This window comes from Phenylobacterium aquaticum (genome assembly GCF_947378715.1).
GTDB classification, from domain to species: domain Bacteria; phylum Pseudomonadota; class Alphaproteobacteria; order Caulobacterales; family Caulobacteraceae; genus Phenylobacterium; species Phenylobacterium aquaticum_A.
This window is the reverse complement of sequence record NZ_CANCLE010000063.1, coordinates 1-20,660: the sequence shown is the minus strand read 5'-3', so window position 1 is coordinate 20,660 and position 20,660 is coordinate 1. Positions and strand designations below refer to the sequence as shown.

18 protein-coding genes and 1 tRNA gene are annotated in these 20,660 nt (G+C 68.1%); 13 read left to right on the top strand and 6 right to left on the bottom strand.

The features are described from left to right. The 4 genes from Q7P21_RS10365 to Q7P21_RS10350 form a co-directional block, all read left to right on the top strand. The coding region (locus tag Q7P21_RS10365) for a kynureninase (RefSeq protein WP_304177030.1) at nt 1-894 on the top strand (894 nt) is incomplete at its 5' end. After that, nucleotides 891-1,697, top strand: a complete 807-nt coding sequence (locus tag Q7P21_RS10360; RefSeq protein WP_304177029.1) for a tryptophan 2,3-dioxygenase — start codon at nt 891-893, stop codon at nt 1,695-1,697. The genes Q7P21_RS10365 and Q7P21_RS10360, both read left to right, overlap by 4 nt. After that, on the top strand, nt 1,694-2,341 hold the full coding sequence (kynB, locus tag Q7P21_RS10355; protein WP_304164459.1) for an arylformamidase: 648 nt from the start codon (nt 1,694-1,696) through the stop codon (nt 2,339-2,341). Before Q7P21_RS10360 ends, kynB begins: the two co-directional genes overlap by 4 nt. A gap of 73 nt (nt 2,342-2,414) precedes the next feature. Further along, a complete protein-coding gene (locus Q7P21_RS10350) occupies nt 2,415-3,239 on the top strand; it encodes an enoyl-CoA hydratase/isomerase family protein (protein WP_304164462.1) in 825 nt (274 codons plus the stop codon). A gap of 4 nt (nt 3,240-3,243) precedes the next feature. Here Q7P21_RS10350 and Q7P21_RS10345 read toward each other — a convergent pair whose 3' ends face one another. After that, nucleotides 3,244-4,047, bottom strand: a complete 804-nt coding sequence (locus Q7P21_RS10345) for a transporter (protein ID WP_304177027.1) — start codon at nt 4,045-4,047, stop codon at nt 3,244-3,246. Nucleotides 4,048-4,410: 363 nt separating this feature from the next. Here Q7P21_RS10345 and Q7P21_RS10340 point away from each other — a divergent pair, with 363 nt between their 5' ends. After that, on the top strand, nt 4,411-6,003 hold the full coding sequence (locus Q7P21_RS10340; protein ID WP_304164466.1) for a flavin monoamine oxidase family protein: 1,593 nt from the start codon (nt 4,411-4,413) through the stop codon (nt 6,001-6,003). A 14-nt stretch (nt 6,004-6,017) separates the two neighbouring features. After that, nucleotides 6,018-6,404, top strand: a complete 387-nt coding sequence (locus tag Q7P21_RS10335) for a cytochrome c (RefSeq protein ID WP_304164469.1) — start codon at nt 6,018-6,020, stop codon at nt 6,402-6,404. 37 nt (nt 6,405-6,441) lie between these two features. On the opposite strand, the gene Q7P21_RS10330 is transcribed toward Q7P21_RS10335, so the two are convergent. After that, the gene (locus Q7P21_RS10330) at nt 6,442-8,355 is read right to left on the bottom strand and encodes an alkyl/aryl-sulfatase (protein WP_304177025.1); all 1,914 of its coding nucleotides are present in this window, start codon (nt 8,353-8,355) and stop codon (nt 6,442-6,444) included. 160 nt (nt 8,356-8,515) lie between these two features. Between Q7P21_RS10330 and Q7P21_RS10325 the strand changes: the two genes are divergently transcribed. Both Q7P21_RS10325 and Q7P21_RS10320 read left to right on the top strand, forming a co-directional pair. Further along, nucleotides 8,516-9,010: a DUF2061 domain-containing protein gene (locus Q7P21_RS10325; protein ID WP_304164474.1), complete on the top strand. Its 495-nt coding sequence runs from the start codon at nt 8,516-8,518 to the stop codon at nt 9,008-9,010. Nucleotides 9,011-9,061: 51 nt separating this feature from the next. Next, nucleotides 9,062-9,817, top strand: coding sequence for a PIG-L family deacetylase (locus Q7P21_RS10320; protein WP_304164476.1), 756 nt, complete (start codon nt 9,062-9,064; stop codon nt 9,815-9,817). On the opposite strand, the gene Q7P21_RS10315 is transcribed toward Q7P21_RS10320, so the two are convergent. From Q7P21_RS10315 to Q7P21_RS10300, 4 genes are all read right to left on the bottom strand, one after another. Then, a complete protein-coding gene (locus tag Q7P21_RS10315; protein ID WP_304177023.1) occupies nt 9,814-10,974 on the bottom strand; it encodes a Gfo/Idh/MocA family protein in 1,161 nt (386 codons plus the stop codon). The genes Q7P21_RS10320 and Q7P21_RS10315 overlap by 4 nt on opposite strands. A 7-nt stretch (nt 10,975-10,981) precedes the next feature. Next, the gene (locus Q7P21_RS10310) at nt 10,982-12,310 is read right to left on the bottom strand and encodes an aspartate aminotransferase family protein (RefSeq protein WP_304164480.1); all 1,329 of its coding nucleotides are present in this window, start codon (nt 12,308-12,310) and stop codon (nt 10,982-10,984) included. Between the two features lie 30 nt (nt 12,311-12,340). Next, nucleotides 12,341-13,654: a C69 family dipeptidase gene (locus Q7P21_RS10305; protein ID WP_304164482.1), complete on the bottom strand. Its 1,314-nt coding sequence runs from the start codon at nt 13,652-13,654 to the stop codon at nt 12,341-12,343. 69 nt (nt 13,655-13,723) lie between these two features. Beyond that, nucleotides 13,724-13,797, bottom strand: a tRNA-Cys gene (locus Q7P21_RS10300). 153 nt (nt 13,798-13,950) lie between these two features. Between Q7P21_RS10300 and Q7P21_RS10295 the strand changes: the two genes are divergently transcribed. The 5 genes from Q7P21_RS10295 to Q7P21_RS10275 all read left to right on the top strand — a co-directional run bounded on the left by Q7P21_RS10295 (nt 13,951) and on the right by Q7P21_RS10275 (nt 20,526). Further along, a complete protein-coding gene (locus Q7P21_RS10295; RefSeq protein ID WP_304177020.1) occupies nt 13,951-14,520 on the top strand; it encodes a protein-L-isoaspartate O-methyltransferase in 570 nt (189 codons plus the stop codon). Between the two features lie 169 nt (nt 14,521-14,689). Further along, nucleotides 14,690-16,162, top strand: coding sequence for a TolC family outer membrane protein (locus Q7P21_RS10290; RefSeq protein ID WP_368670074.1), 1,473 nt, complete (start codon nt 14,690-14,692; stop codon nt 16,160-16,162). A gap of 143 nt (nt 16,163-16,305) precedes the next feature. Next, a complete protein-coding gene (locus Q7P21_RS10285) occupies nt 16,306-16,821 on the top strand; it encodes a DUF2497 domain-containing protein (RefSeq protein WP_304164509.1) in 516 nt (171 codons plus the stop codon). Between the two features lie 100 nt (nt 16,822-16,921). Beyond that, a complete protein-coding gene (locus tag Q7P21_RS10280) occupies nt 16,922-19,588 on the top strand; it encodes a valine--tRNA ligase (RefSeq protein WP_304177018.1) in 2,667 nt (888 codons plus the stop codon). 62 nt (nt 19,589-19,650) lie between these two features. Continuing rightward, the gene (locus Q7P21_RS10275; protein WP_304177017.1) at nt 19,651-20,526 is read left to right on the top strand and encodes a glycerophosphodiester phosphodiesterase family protein; all 876 of its coding nucleotides are present in this window, start codon (nt 19,651-19,653) and stop codon (nt 20,524-20,526) included. Nucleotides 20,527-20,660: the final 134 nt, after the last annotated feature.

Sequence of the window (20,660 nt, the reverse complement as noted above, 5' to 3'; positions counted from 1 at the left end):
GGCCGCAAGGTGATCCTGTCGGAGCCCGGAAATTTCCCGACCGACCTCTATGTGCTCCAGGGCCTGGCCGCGTTCGCCGGTGACGTGGAGCTGCGCACCGTGCCCGCCGACCAGATCGCCGAGGCCCTGGATGACAGCGTCGCCCTGCTGCTGCTGACCCAGGTTCACTACAAGTCCGGCCGTCTGCATGACATGGCCGCCCTGACCGCCAGGGCGCACGAGGTTGGGGCCCTAGCGCTTTGGGATCTCAGCCATTCCGCCGGCGCGCTTGCGGTGGACCTGAACGGCTGTGGCGCCGACCTGGCGGTCGGCTGCGGCTACAAGTACCTGAACGGCGGACCAGGCGCCCCGGCCTTCGCCTTCGTGGCGCGCCGTCACCACGAGGCCTTCCGCTCGCCGCTGTCGGGCTGGATGGGCCATGCGCGGCCCTTCGAATTCGTGGACGCCTACGAACCCGGCCAGGGCCTGGCCCGGGCCCTGTGCGGCACGCCGCCGGTGCTGGGCATGACCGCGCTGGAGGCCGCCCTGGAGGCCTTCGACGGCGTCGACATGGGCCAGATCCGCGCCAAGTCCATGGCGCTGGGCGACCTGTTCCTGGAGCTGGTCGAACAACGCTGCGCCGGACATGGCTTCGAGATCGCCTGTCCGCGCGACGCCCGGGCCCGAGGCAGCCAGGTCGCCCTGGCCCACCGGGAGGGCTACGCCATCATGCAGGCCCTGATCGCCCGCGAGGTGATCGGCGATTTCCGCGCCCCCGACATCCTGCGCTTCGGCTTCACTCCGCTCTATGTCCGCCACGTCGATGTCTGGGAGGCTGTCGAGCGGCTGGTCCAGGTGATGGAGAGCGGCCAGTGGCGCGAGGCCCGGTTCCACCAGAAGGCGGCCGTCACATGACCGAGCAGATCCACGCCCGTCCCGACATCAGCTATGGCCAGTATCTGGACCTCGACAAGCTGTTGTCCGCCCAGAACCCGCGCTCGCCGGTGCATGACGAACTGCTGTTCATCATCATCCACCAGGCCTCGGAGTTGTGGCTGAAGCTGTCGATCCACGAACTGGCCGCCGCCCGCGCCCAGATCGCCGCCAATGATCTCGGGCCGGCCTTCAAGATGATCTCGCGGGTCAGCCGCATCCAGGGCCAGCTGATCCAGTCCTGGGACGTGCTGGCCACCATGACCCCCAGCGAATACGCCCTGATCCGCCCGCACCTGGGCCAGAGCTCGGGCTTCCAGTCGCACCAGTACCGGATGCTGGAGTTCCTGATGGGGGCCAAAGACGCCGAGATGCTGAAGGTCCACGAGGAGACCCCGGCCCATGCGGGGCTGTCGGCGGAGCTTTCCGCCCCCAGCCTCTATGACGAGTGCGTCCGCCTGCTGGCCCGGCGCGGCTTCGCCATTCCCGCCGCAGTGCTGGGCCGCGACCTGCGCACCCCGCATGTGGCCGATCCCGCCGTGGTCGCCGCCTGGGCCGAGGTCTATCGCGATCCGGTCCGCTATTGGGACCTCTATGAACTGGCCGAGAAGCTGGTCGACCTGGAGTTCCGCTTCCAGCAATGGCGCTTCGCCCATCTGAAGACCGTCGAGCGGATCATCGGCTTCAAGGGCGGCACGGGGGGCTCCTCGGGCGCCAGCTATCTGGCCCGCGCCCTGTCCGGCTCCTTCTTTCCCGAACTGTTCCAGGTCCGGACCGGACTATGAGCGAGACCGACGAGACCGGCCGGCGGATCTGGGACATCAGCCAGCCCCTGCGCCCCGGCCTGCCGGTCTGGCCGGGCGACACCGCCTATGAGGAAGTCCGCACCTGGCTGCTGGAGGGCGACTGCCCGGTCAATGTCAGCCGCCTGACTCTGTCCACCCATTCCGGCGCCCATGCCGACGCGCCGCTGCACTACGACCCGGCCGGCGAGACCATCGGCCAGGTCCCGCTGGCTCCCTATCTCGGCCCGGCCCAGGTGATCACCGCGCGCGGGGCAGGGGAGCGCATCGCGCGGTCCGAGGTCGAGGGCCGGCTGAAGCCCGGGGTGCGTCGGGTGCTGCTGCGGACCTATGACCAGTTCCCGCACGAAGCCTGGCGCTCGGACTATCGCTGCCCGTCGCCGGAGCTGGTCGACCATCTGGGCGCGGCCGGGGTGGTGCTGATCGGCATAGACAGCCCGTCCCTCGATCCCGAGACCGCCAAGGATCTGGTCGGCCACCAGGCGGTGCGGCGCTGGCGGATGGCGATCCTTGAGGGCCTGGTGCTGGATGGGGTGGAGGACGGGCTCTATGAGCTGATCGCCCCGCCGTTGCGGCTGGAAGGCGCCGACGCCGCCCCTGTGCGGGCCATCCTTCGTAGTCTTTGACCCCAGGTCAGGCTTGCGCGCTGCGCCGCGTGGTCCTTAGCTGGCGGGCAAAGAGACAAGGGAGAAACGGGCCATGAGCGAGACGCTGAACAAGCCGGCGGCGGCGACGTCGGATGAAGTCCTCTATGAGGTGTCCGAGGGCATAGCGACCCTGACCCTCAATCGCCCGGAGCGGTTGAACACCATTTCCGGTCCCATGCTGGACCAGCTGACCCAGCTGTTGCTCAAGGCCAACGCCGATCCGGAGGTGAAGGTCATCCTGCTCACCGGCGCGGGCCGGGCCTTCTGCGCCGGCCTCGACCTGGTCAGCGCCACCCAAGGCACGGGGATCGGCGGACAGACCCAGCGGGTCGCCGTAGACCTCGACCTGCGCAACACCCCGCCCACCGTCCTGTTCGCCCTCGACAAGCCGTCGATCTGCGCCCTGAACGGGTCGGCGGCGGGCTATGGCATGGACATCGCCCTGGGCTGCGACATGCGGGTGATGGCGCAGGGCGCCAAGATGGCGGCGGCCTTCGTCAAGCGCGGCATCGTGCCGGAGAGCGGCGGCACCTGGTATCTGCCCCGGATGATCGGCTGGGCCAAGGCCTCGGAGCTGATCTTCACCGGACGCACCCTGACCGCCCAGGAGAGCCTGGAACTCGGCCTGGCCAACCATGTCGTTCCGGACGCCGAAGTCGCCGCCAGGGCCCGCGCCCTGGCCGCCGAGATCGCCGCCAATGCGCCGCTTGCGGTGCAGAGCTCCAAGCGGCTGATGCGCATGGGCCTGCAGGAGACGTTCAACGACCACGTCCACCACGTCTTCCTGCAATTGATGCAGCTGTTCCGCACCGAGGACTTCCGGGAGGGCATGACCTCCTTCCTCGAGAAGCGGAAGGCCGACTTCAAGGGCCGCTGACGACCTAGAAGCGCCGGGCCAGGCCGCAATAGGCCTCCAGGTCCGGCGTGTCCGGGTTCAGCCCGGCATTGAGCCCGACGTCGAACTGCAGGTTAGGCAGGCTCTGGGGGACCCAGGCGGCCGAGAGGTCGAAGCTGGCCTGGGTGGTGCGGCCGGCCGGGTCGTCGTCGACCCCGGTCCACAATTCAACGCCCAGGCTGACGGGCCCGACCGCCTTGCCAAGCCCGACCACGAAGGACCCGGCGGCGTGGGAGCCGTGGCCGCTCGAATTGGCGGCGACATCGACCTCCGTCGTCAGGCCCAGGCCGAGCGAGTCGCTGAGCGCGATGGCCACGGGAACGACCACGCCGCCCTGCCAGGCGTCGGCGCCGATGCCGCTGTGGCCCGTGGGGGCGGTGACGAAGGGCTGGATCGCCACCGACACCCCTGAGCCGTCAGGATTGGCCAGGGATTTCCGGAAGCCCAGGGTCAGGTCGCCGGCCCCGCTGGTCCGACTCGACGGGCCGCCGCCGTGCTGTCGGCTCTGCTCATAGGGTGACCAAGCCAGTTCCGCCTCCAGCGTGGGGGTGAGGCCGTATCTCAACCCCAGATCGCCGATCAGGGTGGTTTCGGTGGTCACGCCGGCCGTGCGGTCGCGGCTGTAGTCGACGCCGCTGACCTCCACCTGGAACCGGCCCTGATCCAGCACGCAGGGCGGCGAGCCCTTGCCCGGGCGGTTGGCGCAGAGCGATCGGCCATCCTCGGCCTGGGCGAGGCTTGCGCCGGCCAGCAGAACCGCGATCAGGCCGACGAACAGAGCGGTTTTCATGACGCCTCCCCCAGAGCTGTTGAGACGCCGCTGGCGCCCGTGAACCGCCCGACTCTAGCTGCGGATTCGGGCAGGCGCCCGATCCATATGCCGAACGCCCAAGCTTTGGGCGCCCTCCAGCCATTTGTGAAACTCATAGGCAGACTGACAAGATCGCGATTGTCACCAGGGGGGGCGGTTCCTCCATTGACCCCATTCAACGCGGTTCCGACGCACGGTGTCTTCCCGCGAGCATTTGAATGGCCGATGTTGGCGGACGGTGAGGCGAGGCGTCTTTTCCCAGTCCATCGAAGGCGTGATTTCCGGCGTGGACGGACTCCCCTCCGCGCGCGCAGGATTGTCGCAGGGGAGCGGGGATAAAAGATGGGTTCTCAATTCATGATGGGCGGCGGATTTTCCCGGCGTCGGTTCCTCGAGGGGCTTGGCGGGATCGGCGGCTCCTCGCTGTTGATGGCCGGCATGAGCGCCCTGGGCTTTGGGATCGCCTCGGCCCAGGCCGCGCCGCCCAAGCTGTCCGGCGGCGGCGGCAAGCGGGTCGTAGTGCTGGGCGCGGGCGTCGCCGGCATGACCTCGGCCTATGAACTGTCCCGCGCCGGCTATGACGTGGTGGTGCTCGAGGCTCGCGGGTTCGCCGGCGGCCGCTGCCAGACGGCGCGCAAGGGCTTCCAGCTGACCGAGCTCGGCGGCGAGACCCAGAACTGCGACTTCGACGACGGGCTGTACATCAATCACGGCCCCTGGCGGATCCCCTACCACCACCAGTCGACCCTGCATTACACCAAGGAATTCAACGTCCCGCTGGAGATTTTCGTCAACGACAACGACAACTCCTATGTGATGTTCGACAAGGGCAAGGGCCCGCTCGCCGGCAAGCCGGTTCGCAAGGGCCAGGTGGCCGCCGATATCCGCGGCGCCGCCTCCGAGATGCTGGCCAAGCAGGTCAAGCAGGGCGCCCTGGACCAGCAGATGACCGCCGACGACCGCGAGGCCTTCATCGCCTACCTGGTCCACGAAGGCTATCTGACCAACGACCTGGCCTATAAGGGCACGGAAGGTCGCGGCTTCGACGTTGATCCGGGTCCTGGCGTCGTGCCCGGTCCCGGCAAGGCCTCGACCCCGTACCCCTTCGCCGACGTCCTGCACTCCAACGCCTGGCGGACCCTGTCCTCGGTCACGGCCTATGACCAGCAGCGCACCATGTTCCAGCCGGTGGGCGGCATGGACCGCATCGCCAAGGGCTTCGAAGGCGCGATCGGCAAGCTGATCCGCTACAATCACGTCGTGAAGAAGCTGCGCCAGAACGACAAGGGCGTCGAGGTGGCCTATGTCGACGGCGACGGCGTGTCGGGTGTGATCAAGGCCGACTACTGCATCTGCGCCATCCCGCTCTCGGTTCTCCGCCAGATGGACATTGAGGTGTCCAAGCCGTTCAAGGAAGCGATCGGCGCCGTCTCCTACGCCCTGGTCGGCAAGATCGGCATGCAGATGAAGCGCCGGTTCTGGGAAGAGGACCACCACATCTATGGCGGTCACATCTATTACGACGACGCCGACATCAACTCGATGGCGCTGCCCTCCACCGGCTGGCAGAGCAAGAAGGGCATCATCTTGGGCTACTACCAGTTCGGGGCCAACGCCGCGAAGGTCTCGGCCCTGTCGCCGGCCGAGCGCCAGGCCCTGTCCGCCAAGGCCGGCTCAAAAGTGTTCCCTGAGTTCGCCGACAATGTGGAGACCTCGTTCTCGGCGTCCTGGCACCGGATCGAGCACAATCTGGGCGGCTGGGCCCAGTGGAGCGACGAAAGCCGCAAGGACGCCTATCCGCTGCTCTGCGAGCCGGACGGCCGGGTTTATCTGACCGGCGAACACCTGTCCTATCTCACCGGCTGGCAGGCCGGTGGCATCGAATCGGCCTGGCAGCAGATCGCCAAGCTTCACGCCCGCGTCCACGCCGCCTGATCTGGAGTTAGACCATGCGTATCGCCCTCTCGCTGGCCGTGGCGTTCACGGCCCTGTCCGCCACGCCCAGCCTGGCCGCCGACGGCCAGCACCTGTTCCAGGAGAACTGCTCGGCCTGTCACCAGGTCACCGGCAAGGGCGTGCCCGGGGCCTTCCCGGCCCTGGCCGGCAGCAAGGTCGCGCAAGGCGATCCCAAGGAGCCGATCGGCCGGGTGCTCAATGGCCGGGGCGGCATGCCGGCCTTTGGCGGTGAGCTCTCGGACACCGAGATCTCCTCGATCCTGACCTATGTGCGCGGCGCCTGGGGCAACAAGGCCAAGCCGGTCGCGCCGACCGAGGTCGCCAGCCTGCGCACCGGGGCCAAGCGCGAGAACGCCAAGGCCTCGCTGCAGGCCCACTGAACAGGGCAGGGGACGCGGCCCGCCGCGTCCCCGAGCCTCACGGCCGCCAGACGATCGGGAAGTTCGGCTTGAAGGCGTCCATCCAGCTCATCATCTTGCCGAACGCCGCCGGGTCGCCCTCGACCTTGGCCTGACCCGACTGGGTCATGGCGGCCAGGTTGCCGCCGGCCATCGCCATCATCAGGAACACGGGCCGGTTCAGGGTCAGGGTGGCGTCGGTCGCGCCCGCCTTGGGATCGGCCTCCCAGATCAGCACGCCATTCGTCACCGCCACCCGGAAATGTTCCTTGCGATCCGGGAACACCAGATCGACCGTGGCGTGGTCGGCGCCCGCCTTGTCGGCGTTCAGCCGCACCGACATCAGGTCCAGCAGCATCGGGGTGGTCATGTTGCGGATCAGGTCGATGGAGACGCCGGCCCCGCCGCCGGTCTTGATCCCGCCGCGCAGTTCCGAGGCGGCCGAAAGGTACATGTTGCGCCAGATGGCGTTCTCCGTCGCATAGGCCATGGAGTCATAGACCTGGGCCAACAGGTCGCGGGCCGGCTGGTTCTTGGCGTCGGCATAGACCAGGCGGTTCAGCAATTGTGACGCCCAGCGGTCGTCGCCCGTGGCATGCGCCGCCCGCGCGGCGGCCAGCACCTTCTTCGCCCCGCCCATGGCCGCCACATAGCGGGCGCTTTCGTCGGCGGGCTCCAGCGGGGTGAGGTTCACCGGATTGCCGTCGTACCATCCCATATAGCGCTGATAGACCGCCCGGCTGTTGAAGCTGAGGGAGCCGTAATAGCCGCGATTGTACCACTCGCGATCCAGGGCCGGCGGCAGCTTGAGCCGATTGGCGATCTCATTGCCGGTCAGCCCCTCGTTCATCATCCGCACCGTCTGGTCGTGCAGATATTTGTAGGCGTCCCGATGCTTGGCCAGGAAGTCGTCGACCACGGCCTGGCCGAACCGGGGCCAGGCGTGGCTGGTGAACATCACATCGGTCTTGTCGCCATAGAGCCGGATCGACTCGGTCAGATAGTCGGCCCAGGCCTTGGCGTCGCGCACCAGGGCGCCGCGCGGCGTCAGCACATTGTGCTGCGAGGCGTTGGCGTTCTCGGCCATGCACAGGGCGTGGAGATCGGGGAGATAGATGTTCATCTCCGAGGGCGCCTCGGTCCCCGGGGTGATCTGGAACTGCAGTCGTACGCCGTCGACCACCATCTCCTGGCCGGTCGCGGTGATGCTGACGGTCGGCGGGATCAAGGTCTGGGTTCCGGGGCTGATCGCCGCCCCGATGCCGGACGAGACCTGGCCCATGGGGCCCTTGGGCAGGAAATAGCCGAACTGATAGGTGGCGCGGCGGCCCATGGCGTTGCCGGCGATGATGTTCTCGCTGACCGCATGCTCCAGGAATCCGGCCGGGGCGATCACCTGGGTCCTGCCGGCGTCGACATCAGCCTGGGCGACCATGCCCCGCGCGCCGCCGAAGTGGTCGGTGTGGCTGTGGGTGTAGATCAGGGCCACGACCGGCCGCGCGCCCAGGTTCTCGGTCACCAGCTCATAGGCCGCCTTGGCGACTTCCTGAGAGGTCAGGGGGTCGATGACGATCCAGCCGGTCTTGCCGGCGATGAAGGTGACGTTGGAGATGTCGAAGCCGCGCACCTGCCACACGCCCTCGGTCACCTTGAACAGGCCATGCTTGGTCAAGAGCTGGGACTGACGCCACAGGCTGGGATTGACCGTCGCCGGGGCGGGCCCTTTCAGGAAGTCATAGGCCGACAGGTCCCAGACCACCCGGCCGTCGGCGGCCTTGATCAGCGGGTCCTTGCGGGTGGCGACGAAGCCATGGTCCGCGAACTCGAAGTCCTGGCGGTTGGCGAAGTCTGGGCCCGGGGCGGGGTTGGCCGGCGCGGCCAGGGCCGAGGTCGCGCTCAGGGCCAGGATGAGCGGCAGGATCAACTTACGCATGGGGTTCCTCCGACGTGATTATATTGGCAGTAAACGCGCCATATTATCTTGTCCAGGGCCATCAGGCGCGCTCACCGCGTCGATAGTCTTTCTGGCGCGCGGGGCAGGGCGCGGGCGCCTATATCCCTAGTGACCGCATAGGTCTTGTCGGAGCGCCGCCGTGTCTCAACCCGCCGAACCTGTCCGCCGCCCGGCCGAGCACCATCTGCGCTCCCTGATCAAGGGCGTCAGCTGGCGGGTGATCGGCAGCCTCGACACCTTCATCCTCAGCTATCTGGTCACCGGCAACGCCAAGTGGTCGGTGTCGATCGCCTCGGTCGAAGCCCTGACCAAGATCGCCCTGTTCTATTTCCACGAGCGGGTCTGGGAACGCCTGGCCTGGGGCCGCGAGATCGAGGCCCATTGGCGCTCGGTGGCCAAGGGCGCCAGCTGGCGCGCCGTGGCGACCCTCGACACCTTCATGCTGAGCTGGCTGATCACCGGCAGCGTCAAGTCGGCCGGCGCCATCGCCAGCTTCGAGATCTTCACCAAGATCACCCTGTTCTATCTGCATGAGCGCGGCTGGAAGCTGATCTCCTGGGGCCGCGCGCCGGCTGCGACGGTGGCGCCCGCGCCGCAGGTTTCGCCGCCGGCGACGTCGGCCGCCGCGGCCTAGGTTTTCGTCCCGGCCCTGTTTAGGCTCCAGGGCCTGACCTGAGGCCTGTCCATGACCACCATCCTGGCGATCCACGCCCACCCCGATGATATCGAGACCCTGGGCGCCGGGACCCTGGCCCTGCTGGCCGCCGCTGGCCACACGGTGGTGGCGGCCACCGTCACCGCCGGGGACCTGGGCTCCAGCACCACCCCGCCCGAGGAGACGGCCCGCATCCGTCGGGCCGAGGCCGCCGCCGCCGCCGAACTGATCGGCGCCCGCTATCTCTGCGCCGGCGTGCCGGACCTGGGCGTGTTCAACGACGACGCCTGCCGCCGCAAAGTGACCGAGGTGATCCGCGCCGCCCAGCCGGACATCGTGCTGACCGCCTCGCCGGCTGACTATCACCCCGACCATGAGGCCACGAGCGTGCTGGTTCGCGACGGCTGCTTCGCGTCGTCCGTGCCCAACTACCGGGCCGGCCCCGCCCAGGCCCTGGCGGCGATCCCCCACCTCTATTTCATGGATCCGATTGGCGGCCGCGACCGCGAGGGCGTGCGAGTGATCCCTGACTTCGGGGCCAATATCGAGGCCGGGTTCGAGGCCAAGCGCGCCATGCTGGCCGTCCATGTCAGCCAGGACGACTGGGTGGCGCGCCAGCACGGCATCCCCGACCATCTTCAATCCATGGAGGCCTGGTGCCGCCGGCGCGGCCGCGACTTCGGCGTCGCCATGGCCGAGGGCTTCCGCCAGTACCGGCACCATCCCTATCCCCGGACGCCGCTGTTGCAGGAGCTGCTGGGCGAAGCCCTGGTCCGTCCGGTCTAGGCCCCGCGCGCGGCGTCATAGCGGGCCCACATCGGGGCGCAGTCGATCATCTGGCCCTCGGTCATGGCCTGGTCGATCGCCATGACCGTCAGTCCGGCCTCCATGGATTCGAACGGCGTCACCGGGAAGGGTTGGCGACCCTCCAGCGTCGCCAACAGGTCGCGGGCCATGGACTGGTCGGCGCCATTGTGGCTGTCCTCGGTGCGGCCGCCATAGTCGATGCGCTCGGGCTTGCCGCGATCCATGGCCTTGCGGATCATCAGCTTGTTGCGCACCAGATCGGCCAGCAGGGTGCCGTCGGTTCCAGCCACGTACCAGCGCCGCTCAGGCAGGGCGACATGGCTGTTGGCGTGGAAGCTGAGCCGGACCTGGTTGGCGTATTCGACCAGGGCGTTCTGGTGGTCGGTGACATCCATGTCGGAATGGAAGGCGTCATTGGCGCTCGACCAGCCGGCGTCGCGCAGGGCGTAGGCGGGCTGGCCGTCACTATAGGTCTTGGGCGCATCCGCCCGTTCGGCCACGAAAATACTGCGCCCGCCGAAGCTCGCCACCTTGGCCGGCCGGGCGCCGGCGATGCGGCCGAAGATATCGAAATCGTGGCAGACCTTGTCGAGCAGATAGGAGCCGCCGAACTCCTGTCGCCGGCGCCAGTTGCGGGCCAGGTAGCCACCATGTTCGGGCGGCAGATGCTCTGTGGCGTCGATGGAAACCACCTTGCCCAGCTCGCCCGAATCCACCCGCGCGATCACCTCGCGGACGATCGACATGGAGCGCATGACCAGACCGATGAACAGGGGTGGCAGGTCGCCGCCGGACAGCCGCCTGACGAGCGCCAGGGTCTCCTCCTCGGTGCGGACGATCGGCTTCTCGGCGAAGATCGGATAGCCGGCGTCGAGCGCCAGGTTGAGGTGTTCGAAGTGCAGGTGATTGGGCGAGCCGATCATCACCAGGTCATAGGGCCCCCGGGCGAACAGCTCCGCCGGGGTGGCGACCTCAAGGCCGGGGTCGATTTCGGCGGCCGCCATGATCGGGGCGCCGACCGGGGCGGGGTCGACATGGACGGCGACGTCGAGGCTCCAGCCCACTTCCTTCATGGCCGACAAGACGTGGGCGATGCGCTGGCCCAGGCCGATGACGCCGATCCGGTAGGTTTTCATGGAAGGCCTATTTTATGTTGCTAAGAACGCCGCGTAGCAGACTGAAAAGCTTGCCGATATCGTCGGCGGACGCGATCAGCGGCGGCGACAGGGCGATGACGTCGCCGGTCGCCCGAACCAGCAATCCGGCCTTCAAGGCGCCCAGCAGGATCTCATAGCCGCGTGCGCCAGGCTCGCCGTCCCGGGGCGCCAGCTCGATCGCCCCCATCATGCCGATATTGCGGATGTCGATGACGTGGGGCAGGTCGGCCATGCCATGGATCGCCTCCTCCCACAGGGGCGCAGTGGCCGCGCAGCGCGCGAACAGGTCTTCGCGGCCATAGATCTCAAGCGTCGCCAGACCCGCCGCGCAGGCCACCGGGTGGCCGGAATAGGTGTAGCCGTGGAACAGTTCGATGGCGCCTTCCGGCCCATGCATCAAGGCGTCGTGCACCTCGCGCTTCACGAAGACCGCCCCCATGGGCAGGGTGCCGTTGGTGATGCCCTTGGCCGTGGTCATCAGGTCCGGCGTGACCCCGAAATAGTGACTGGCGAAGGGCGTTCCCAGTCGTCCGAACCCGGTGATCACCTCGTCGAAGATCAGCAGGATTCCATGCTTGTCGCAGATGCTCCTCAGGCGCTGCAGATAGCCCTTGGGCGGGGGCAGCACTCCGGCCGAGCCGGCGACCGGCTCGACGATCACCGCGGCGATGGTCTCCCCGCCATGCAGGGCCACGATCCGCTCCAATTCGTCGGCCAGTTCCGCGCCATGCTCGGGCTGGCCCCTGGAGAAGGCGTTGCGGGCCAGGTCGAAGGTGTGGGGCAGGTGGTCCGTGCCGGGCAGGGTCAGGAAGGTGCGGCGGTTATTGACCAGGCCGCCGACCGAGATGCCGCCGAATCCGACCCCGTGATAGCCCTTCTCGCGCCCGATCAGCCGGGTGCGCTGACCTTCGCCGCGTGACCGATGATAGGCCATGGCGATCTTCAGCGCGGTGTCGACGGACTCGGAACCCGATCCGGTGAAAAAGATGCGATCCAGCCCCGGCGGGGCGATGGCCGTCAGGGCCTGGGCGAATTCGAAGGCGATCGGATGGCCCATCTGGAAGGTGGGCGCAAAGTCCAGCGTCAGGATCTGGCGGCTGACCGCCTCGGCGATCTCGGCGCGGCCGTGGCCGGCGTTGACGCACCAGAGGCCCGAGGTGCCATCCAGCACCTCCTGGCCCTCGGGCGTGCGGTAGTACATGCCCTTGGCCTCGGCCAGCAGGCGCGGCTCCGCCTTGAACTGCCGATTGGCGGTGAAGGGCATCCAGAAGGCCGAAAGGTCCGGCCGGTTGTCGCCGAATTCACCGTCGCTCATGTCAGGATCTCCATTGCAGCCGCCACGAGATCACGTTCGAGGAATCCCCGCCACCTGATTGAGCCTGGCCCAGCTGCGTTCATACCCAGTCCGGTTCACCCCGCCCGGAAAGGCGGGCAGGGCGCCTCTCCAGCGGGCCTCGGCGGCCTCGGCCTCGCGCCAGCACAGGGTGATGGCGGCGGACAGGGCGGCGTGATCCTTCGCCGCGTCGACCCGGGCGGCGAAGGCCTGCTCCAGCCCGTCGCGCTCGGCGGCGATCAGGGCGTGGCCGGCGTGGAAGTCCTTCAACATGGCCCGGTGCAGGCGTTCATGGCCCCACCACAGACTGGCCTCGTCGAACTGGTCGGTGGGGGCGGGGCCGTGGTCGGGCATGGGCAGGCCCAGGACTATGGGCTTGAACAGGCTGGTGCAGGGGCCCGAGCTTCCGGTCATCCAGTGGACCGTGCGGTTCGGACCTATCTCCGAGACCATTGAGGCCACTGACTGGCTGCGGCGCGGTCCCTCGGCGGCGTGCATGCAGATGGTGCGGCCCACGGTCTCGGCCGGGCTCCAGCCCTCGGCCCCGCCGTGGTCGCGCAGGATCGCCATCATCGCCGCCGGCGTCAGCTGGTCGCCGCCCTGTTCGAGCAAGCCCTGGCCCCGGGCGCAACGGCCCCGGCCGAAGCTGGCCCGGTCGCGCACCTCGTCGATCAGGTTTGCGGCCACGTCGAAGCGGCCGTCGGCGCCCGTCCAGCCCTGGGCCCGCGCGTGCTCGGCGAAGGCGGGACTGACCCGGTCTGCGTCGGTCCCGATGCTGTAGGCGTTGGAGAGCGCCCGCACCCCCGCCACCTTCTGGACCGCCCACCAGCGCCCGGCCGTCTCCAGCACATAGGCCTCAGCGCCGTCGGCGATGATGAAGCCATTGTTGTAGTAGAAGCGCCCCAGGTGGCCGCAGTCGCCGCCCTGGCCATACCGCTCGAGCAGGTCGACGATCACCTCCACGGCCTGGGCGGCGGTGGCCGCGCGCTCAAGCCCCAGCCGCAGCAGGTCCATGCCGGTGAGCGCCCGGCGGCGCTGGGCCGGCGTCCTGGCGTGCAGGGCCTCATTGCCGATCACCACCCCATGCTCATTGGCGCCCATCTCCGCCCCCCACATCCAGAAAGGCCGCGAGATCAGGCAGGCGTGAGTCGCCTCGACGTCCGGGATCGAGATGTAGGTCAGCTTGAGCTGGCCGGAGGGATCACGGCCGCGCCGGCCGTGGATCTCCAGCACCTGGGCCTCGTTGCGCTCACGGTCGCTGTTCTTGGCGAACAGAGTCGCGCCGCGGGCGGTGGAGCGGGGCAGGGCCACGAGGGTGTCGCACATGGGGCGAGCTTAGCCGCGCAGGCGAGCTTGTCGAACCCAGGAAACTGCTTGTCATGTTTGGGGAAAGTTTGGAGGCCTGACCCGGAATCGAACCGGGGTGCACGGATTTGCAGTCCGCTGCGTAACCACTCCGCCATCAGGCCGCCGCCGACGTTTTGCGCACGTCGGGAGTTTTAAGAGGGCGGAGGGCTATCAGAACCCTCCGCGCCATTCAATCTCTCTCGCAAGGTCGCATTGCGTTCCGGTTAAGGGCGGACCTATAAGCGCGCAAATCGCCCGAACAGGTTCGAGGGTTCATGTCTGATCTCGCCCAAGCCCGTCTGAACATGGTGGAGAGCCAGGTCCGGCCCTCCGATGTCACCGATGTGCGTATTCACGACGCCATGCGCGCCATCCCGCGCGAGAGCTTCGTGCCGGCCGGCAAGGCCTATCTGGCCTATGCCGACGACGCGGTGGAGTACGCGCCGGGCCGGGTGCTGCTGAAGCCCCGCGATGTCGCCAAGCTGCTGCAGACCCTGAAGCCCAAGGAGGGCGAAAGGGCCTTGGCCATCGCCGCCCCCTACGCCGCCGCCGTGCTGGAGGCCCTGGGCCTGACGGTCACCCGCTATGACGAGGGCGATCTGAAGTCGCCGCCCGGCGCGGGCTATGACCTGATCATCTGCGAAGGCGCCGTGGCCCGGGCCCCGGCGACCTGGACCGCCGCCCTGGCCCTGGCCGGCCGGCTCTGCGTGATCGAACGTGACGGCCCGGTGGGCAAGGCCTGCCTCTATCTGCGGGCCGAGGACGGCGTCGGCCGCCGCACCATCTTCGACGCCACGCCGCCGGTGCTCGCGGGCTTTGAACCGGAGGCGGGCTTCGCCTTCTGAATCGGCGCTGAAGCCTTGTGAAACACCCGGGAAACCTCTGGGTGAAAAAAGCTTAAGGTGCCGCCTACTGGCCTCTATGCCAAACGACGGCCATATAAGGCGCGCTTTGTCTCGCCGTAGTCGGGGATATCAAATGATCAATAGCCGTCGCGGAGGCCTCTTGGCCGCGGTGTCGTGCGTGGGCCTGATTGGCGCGCTCGTCGCTGGCCCCGCCTGCGCCGAAACCCTGGCTGATGCGATCGCGCTCGCCTATGACAGCAACCCCACCCTGCAGGCGCAGCGCGCCACCCAGCGTCAGCTGGACGAGAGCTGGGTTCAGGCGCGCTCCGGCTACCGCCCGACCCTGAGCGCCTCGGCCCAGGAGACCTATCAGGAAACCCGCACGCCCGGCGGCCGTGGCTATGCCGACACCAATGGCGACGGCATTCCCGACACCCTGGTCAGCACCAGCATCCACACCGCCAACGCCGCCTCCGGCACCCTGACTCTGACCCAACCCATCTGGACCGGGGGCCGGGTCGGCGCCGCGGTCTCCGCCGCCGAGGCCGACATCCTGCAAGGTCGCGAAAATCTGCGCCGGGTGGAGAGCCAGGTGCTGGGCGCGGTGATCCAGGCCTATGTCGATGTCCGCCGCGACCAGGAAGCCGTGCGGATCTATGAGAACAATCTTGGAGTCCTGACGCGCCAGTTCGAGGAATCCAAGGCCCGCTTCGATGTGGGCGAGATCACCCGCACCGACGTCGCCCAGGCCGAGGCGCGGCTCGAAGCGTCCAGGGCTTCGCTGGCCTCAGGCAAGGCCCAGCTGGCCATCAGCCGTGGCAACTACGCCGCCGCGGTCGGCCAGGCGCCGGGTGACCTCTCGCCCGAACCCTCCCTGGCCGCCCTGCTGCCCGCCAGCGTCGATCAGGCCTTCGATACGGCGACCGTGGACAATCCCGCGATCCGCGCGGCGGAATACGCCGAGCAGGCCAGCCGCGCGCGCCTGTCGGCCGCCCGGGCCGAGCGCATGCCGACTGTGTCGATCCAGGGTCGCCTGGGCTGGAGCGGCACGGCCGATCCGCTGGAAACCGACAAGATGTCGCGCGCCGTGACCGGCGTCGCGGCCGTCTCCGTACCGCTGTTCAATGGCGGGCTGACCAGTTCCCGGGTCCGGGCGGCGATCGAGAAGAACAACACCGACCGCATCAATATCGAGACCGCGCGCCGGACCTCGCTGCAGGCCATCACCCAGGCCTGGAGCACCTTGATCGCCAGCCGGGCGAACATCGCCTCCACCGACCAACAGGTGAAGGCCGCGCGCATCGCGGCCGAGGGCACGCGCCAGGAGCTGCAGGTTGGTCTGCGCACCACGCTCGACGTGCTGAACGCCGAGCAGGAGCTGCGCTCGGCCGAGCTGGCCCAGGTCGGCGCCCGCCATGACGAATATGTCGCAGCCGCCTCTGTTCTGAACCAGATGGGCCGCCTGCAGGCGCAATATCTGACCCCGGCCGTGCCGCGCTACGACCCGAAGACCCACTTCGGCAAACTGCGTCTCACCTGGGGATGGGTGCCGTGGGAGGAGCCGATCAGCGTGGTCGATTCGGCTTTGAGCCCGAAGACCCATGAGTTGCCGCTCGACAAGCCGGTGGCCACCGCCAAATAGGCTTCACGAACCGCCGATGGGACGATGGATTCGCGCGCGGCACGAATACGCCCTTGCGCACCCCGGCGGAAATTGCAGGATCAACCCTGGGCGCATACCCTTGCGCACGGGATTCTTTCATTCGCACGAGCGCCGGTTCTCCCATGTCCGACCAGTCTTCCCAAGAACCGACGATGGAGGAAATCCTTGCCTCCATCCGACGCATCATCTCCGAGGATGATGCGCCCGCGTCGGATGAGGCGTCGGCCGAGGTCGAAGCCGAGCCCGCGCCGGAGCCTGAGCTTCCGCCGCTTCCCGAGCTGGAGGAAGACGACGGTGTCCTGGAGCTGACCGAGAAGGTCGAGAGCCATGGCGATCTGGACGTCTACGCCACCGCGCCGGAACCTGAACCCGAACCCGAGCCGCTTCCCGAACCGCCGCCGGCCCTCATGCCGGGTGAAGGCCTGGTCGGTGATCCCGCCGCCTCCGCCGCCGCCGCCGCCTTTGGCGCGCTCTCCAGCGGCATTCTCATGCCGGCCGAAGGTCGCACCCTTGAGGATGTGGTCCGCGAACTGCTGCGTCCGCTGCTGAAACAGTGGCTGGACGACAATCTGCCCCGCATCGTCGAGTCGACGGTCCAGGCGGAAGTCGAGCGCATCGCCCGCGGGCGAGTACGCTAAGCTGTCATCTGGCGGGGAAATCCCGCCGTCCCTGGCCGCTTGCGATCCAACCTGAAACTTGACGCGGGCGGCGCCTCTGTTAAGCGCCGCCCCCATCACCATGCTTGAAAAATCATTCGACTCCAAAACCGCTGAGCCCCGGCTCTATGCCGACTGGGAAGCCTCGGGCGCCTTTGCGCCGATCGCTGACCCTGACGCCCCGCCGTTCGCCATCGTCATACCGCCGCCGAACGTCACCGGCTCGCTGCACATCGGCCACGCGCTGAACAACACCCTGCAGGACGTGCTGATCCGCTTCGAGCGGATGCGCGGCAAGGCGGCCCTGTGGCTGCCGGGCACCGACCACGCCGGGATCGCCACCCAGATGGTGGTCGAGCGCCAGCTGGCCGCCGCCGGCAACGCCACGCGGCGCGACCTGGGTCGCGACGACTTCATCGCCAAGGTCTGGGAGTGGAAGGCCGAGAGCGGCGGGATCATCACCAATCAGCTGCGCCGCCTGGGCGCCTCCTGCGACTGGAGCCGTGAGCGCTTCACCCTCGACGACGGCCTGTCGGCGGCCGTGCGCAAGGTGTTCGTCAAGCTGCACAAGGACAAGCTGATCTATCGCGACAAGCGGCTGGTGAACTGGGATCCCCAGTTCCAGACCGCCATTTCCGATCTCGAGGTCGAACAGCGCGAGGTCGACGGCCACTATTGGCACTTCGCCTATCCGCTGGAGGATGGCACCGGCGAGATCGTCGTGGCCACCACCCGGCCCGAGACCATGCTGGGCGACACCGCCGTGGCCGTGCACCCGAGCGACGAGCGCTACAAGCACCTGATCGGCCGGGCCGTCCGCCTGCCGATCGTGAACCGGCCGATCCCGATCATCGCCGACGAGTACGCCGATCCCGAAAAGGGCTCTGGCGCGGTGAAGATCACGCCCGCCCACGATTTCAACGACTTCCAGGTCGGCAAGCGCCACAACCTGCCGCAGATCAACATCCTCGACGACTTCGCGCGCATCAACGACAACGGGCCGCGCGACTATCAGGGCCTGGACCGCTTCGCGGCCCGCAAGAAGGTGGTCGAGACCTTCGAGGAACTCGGCCTGCTGCGCGGGATCGAGAAAACCCGACACATGGTTCCGCACGGCGACCGTTCGGGCGTCGTGGTCGAGCCCTATCTGACCGACCAGTGGTACGTCGACGCCAAGGTCCTGGCCCAGCCCGCCATCAAGGCGGTGGAGGAGGGCAAGACCGTCTTCGAGCCCCGCCACTGGGAGAAGACCTATTTCGAGTGGATGCGGAACATCGAGCCCTGGTGCATCTCGCGCCAACTCTGGTGGGGCCACCGCATCCCGGCCTGGTACGGGCCGGACGGCAAGATCTTCGTCGCCGAGACGGAAGCAGAGGCCAAAAGCCAGGCCCGCGAGCTCTATGGCCGCGACGAACCCCTGCGCCAGGACGAGGATGTGCTCGACACCTGGTTCTCCTCTGGCCTGTGGGCGTTCTCGACGCTTGGCTGGCCGGAACAGACCACCGACCTGAAGCGGTTCTACCCGACCAACACCCTGGTCACCGGCTTCGACATCATCTTCTTCTGGGTCGCCCGGATGATGATGCTGGGCCTCCACTTCATGGGCGACGTGCCGTTCCATCGCGTCTTCATCAACGCCCTCGTCCGCGACGCGGAGGGCAAGAAGATGTCGAAGTCCAAGGGCAACGTCATGGACCCCTTGGAACTGGTGGACGAGTACGGGGCCGACGCCCTGCGCTTCACCCTCACCGCCATGTCGGGCCAGGCGCGCGACATCAAGCTGTCGCGGGAGCGGATCGAGGGCTATCGCAACTTCGGCACCAAGCTATGGAACGCGGCCAATTTCTGCCAGTTCAACGGCTGCGCCCGGGCCGAGAGCTTCGACCCCGCCAAGGTCGAAGGGGTTCTCAACCGCTGGATCATCGGCGAGACGGTCCGCACCGCCGCCGCCGTGACGGCGGCGATCGACAGCTGTGGCTTCGACGGGGCGGCCAACGCCCTCTATCGCTTCATCTGGAACAGCTTCTGCGACTGGTATGTCGAGCTCGCCAAGCCGATCCTCAAGGGCGAGGACGGCGCCGCCAAGGCCGAGACCCAGGCCACCGCCGCCTGGGTCCTGGACGTGATCCTGAAGCTGCTGCACCCGGTCATGCCGTTCCTGACCGAGGAACTGTGGCGCCAGACCGCCGACCTGGGCGCGGCCCGTTCCGAGTCCATGCTGATCTCGGCGCGCTGGCCGGACCTGGCCGAGAGCCTGATCGATCCGAAGGCTGAGGCCGAGATCGCCACCCTGGTGGCCGCGATCGGCGGCGGCCGGGCAGTGCGCAGCGAACTGGGCGTGCCCGGTGGCGCGCGCCTGCCAGCCCTGGAGATTATCGACGCCTCGGCCGAGGTTCGTCGGATCTTCGAGACCAACGCCGCGATCATCCAGACCATGCTGCGGGTCGACGCCATCAGCTTTGTGGCCGCCCCCAGCGCCGGGTCGGTGCCGTTCATCGAGGGGGCGGACACCTATGCCCTGCCGGTGGCTGAGCACATCGATGTCGCCGCCGAGAAGGTGCGGCTGGCCAAGGAGATCGCCGCCCGCGCCAGCGACGTCGCCCATGTGATGAAGAAGCTCGGCAATCCCGATTTCCTGGCCCGCGCCAAGGAAGAGGTGATCGAGGAGAACCGCGAGCGCCTGGACGAGGCCGAGGCCGCCAAGACCAAGCTCGAGGCCGCGCTCGCCCGCCTGCAGGACATGAAGTAGCCGACGCATCCCTGTCGCGGAACCTGGGCTATGGTCCGGGTTCCGCCGACCGGAGTCGCTCCATGTCCCAGCCCCAGATCATCGCCGGCGCCTGTGGCTATGGCCTCTGGCCGACCAATTCGCTCGAAGGCGCGCTGGCCTGTCTCGACGCGCCGGTGGCCGGGATCGAGATCGATGTTCACCTGACCGCCGATGGCCATGTGGTCGCCCACCACGACTATCGGATCGCCGCCGACTCCAGCCGGCTGAACGGCGCCTTCCTGGAGGCGCCGGGCCCGCTGCTGCGCGACGCCACCCTGGCCGAACTCCAGGCCTATGACCTGGGTCGGGTGAGGGAAGGGGGCTCCTACGCCCGCCGCTACCCGCACAAGCGCGGGATGGACGGTGTAGTTATGCCGACCCTGCCGCGACTGCTCCAGGCGCTGGCGGCCGCGCCAGGACCGCGCCGCTGGATCTTCGTGGAGATCAAGACCGACCCGGCCGACTATCGGGAATCCGCCGATCCCGTGGCCCTGACCGATGCCGTGCTGCGTGACCTCGACGCCGCCGACTGGGCGGACCGCGCCAAGATCATCGCCTTCGACTGGTCGGTGCTGCGCGACCTGAAGGCGCGCCGCCCGGAAATCGCGACCGCCCACCTGACCGTGCCGGACGCCATGAAGCCCAAGGTGGTCGCCCTGGCCAATGGCGACTCGCCCTGGACCGACGGCAGCGATCCGCGCCATTTCGGGGGCTCCGAGCTGCGCGCCATCCTGGCCCATGGCGGGCGCGAGTGGTCGCCGCACATCTCCGACGTCACGGCCGAGCGGGTGGCCGAGGCCAAGGCGCTGGGCCTCGCCACGGGCGTCTGGGGTGTTTCCACTTCCGAGGAGATCGCCGCCATGACGGCAATGGGCGTAGAGGTCCTCACCGTCTCCGGGCCTGCCTGGAGCGCCTGACCCCGTCCGCAAGGACCTGCCTCGGCGAGGCGAGAAATCCGAAAATCTGTCTTCGGATTAACTTGCGGGCGGCGCGGCTTTCGCCATTCTGGCGCAAACTGGGGGACAGTGTCTTGCGATCGATTTTGCGTGCG

What these genes read in the sequence shown, in the direction of transcription:
- Q7P21_RS10360 (WP_304177029.1), top strand. Translation starts at nt 891, where the DNA reads ATGACCGAGCAGATCCACGCCCGTCCCGACATCAGCTATGGCCAGTAT.
- kynB (WP_304164459.1), top strand. Translation starts at nt 1,694, where the DNA reads ATGAGCGAGACCGACGAGACCGGCCGGCGGATCTGGGACATCAGCCAG.
- Q7P21_RS10350 (WP_304164462.1), top strand. Translation starts at nt 2,415, where the DNA reads ATGAGCGAGACGCTGAACAAGCCGGCGGCGGCGACGTCGGATGAAGTC.
- Q7P21_RS10345 (WP_304177027.1), bottom strand. Translation starts at nt 4,047, where the DNA reads ATGAAAACCGCTCTGTTCGTCGGCCTGATCGCGGTTCTGCTGGCCGGC.
- Q7P21_RS10340 (WP_304164466.1), top strand. Translation starts at nt 4,411, where the DNA reads ATGGGTTCTCAATTCATGATGGGCGGCGGATTTTCCCGGCGTCGGTTC.
- Q7P21_RS10335 (WP_304164469.1), top strand. Translation starts at nt 6,018, where the DNA reads ATGCGTATCGCCCTCTCGCTGGCCGTGGCGTTCACGGCCCTGTCCGCC.
- Q7P21_RS10330 (WP_304177025.1), bottom strand. Translation starts at nt 8,355, where the DNA reads ATGCGTAAGTTGATCCTGCCGCTCATCCTGGCCCTGAGCGCGACCTCG.
- Q7P21_RS10320 (WP_304164476.1), top strand. Translation starts at nt 9,062, where the DNA reads ATGACCACCATCCTGGCGATCCACGCCCACCCCGATGATATCGAGACC.
- Q7P21_RS10315 (WP_304177023.1), bottom strand. Translation starts at nt 10,974, where the DNA reads ATGAAAACCTACCGGATCGGCGTCATCGGCCTGGGCCAGCGCATCGCC.
- Q7P21_RS10310 (WP_304164480.1), bottom strand. Translation starts at nt 12,310, where the DNA reads ATGAGCGACGGTGAATTCGGCGACAACCGGCCGGACCTTTCGGCCTTC.
- Q7P21_RS10305 (WP_304164482.1), bottom strand. Translation starts at nt 13,654, where the DNA reads ATGTGCGACACCCTCGTGGCCCTGCCCCGCTCCACCGCCCGCGGCGCG.
- Q7P21_RS10295 (WP_304177020.1), top strand. Translation starts at nt 13,951, where the DNA reads ATGTCTGATCTCGCCCAAGCCCGTCTGAACATGGTGGAGAGCCAGGTC.
- Q7P21_RS10285 (WP_304164509.1), top strand. Translation starts at nt 16,306, where the DNA reads ATGTCCGACCAGTCTTCCCAAGAACCGACGATGGAGGAAATCCTTGCC.
- Q7P21_RS10280 (WP_304177018.1), top strand. Translation starts at nt 16,922, where the DNA reads ATGCTTGAAAAATCATTCGACTCCAAAACCGCTGAGCCCCGGCTCTAT.
- Q7P21_RS10275 (WP_304177017.1), top strand. Translation starts at nt 19,651, where the DNA reads ATGTCCCAGCCCCAGATCATCGCCGGCGCCTGTGGCTATGGCCTCTGG.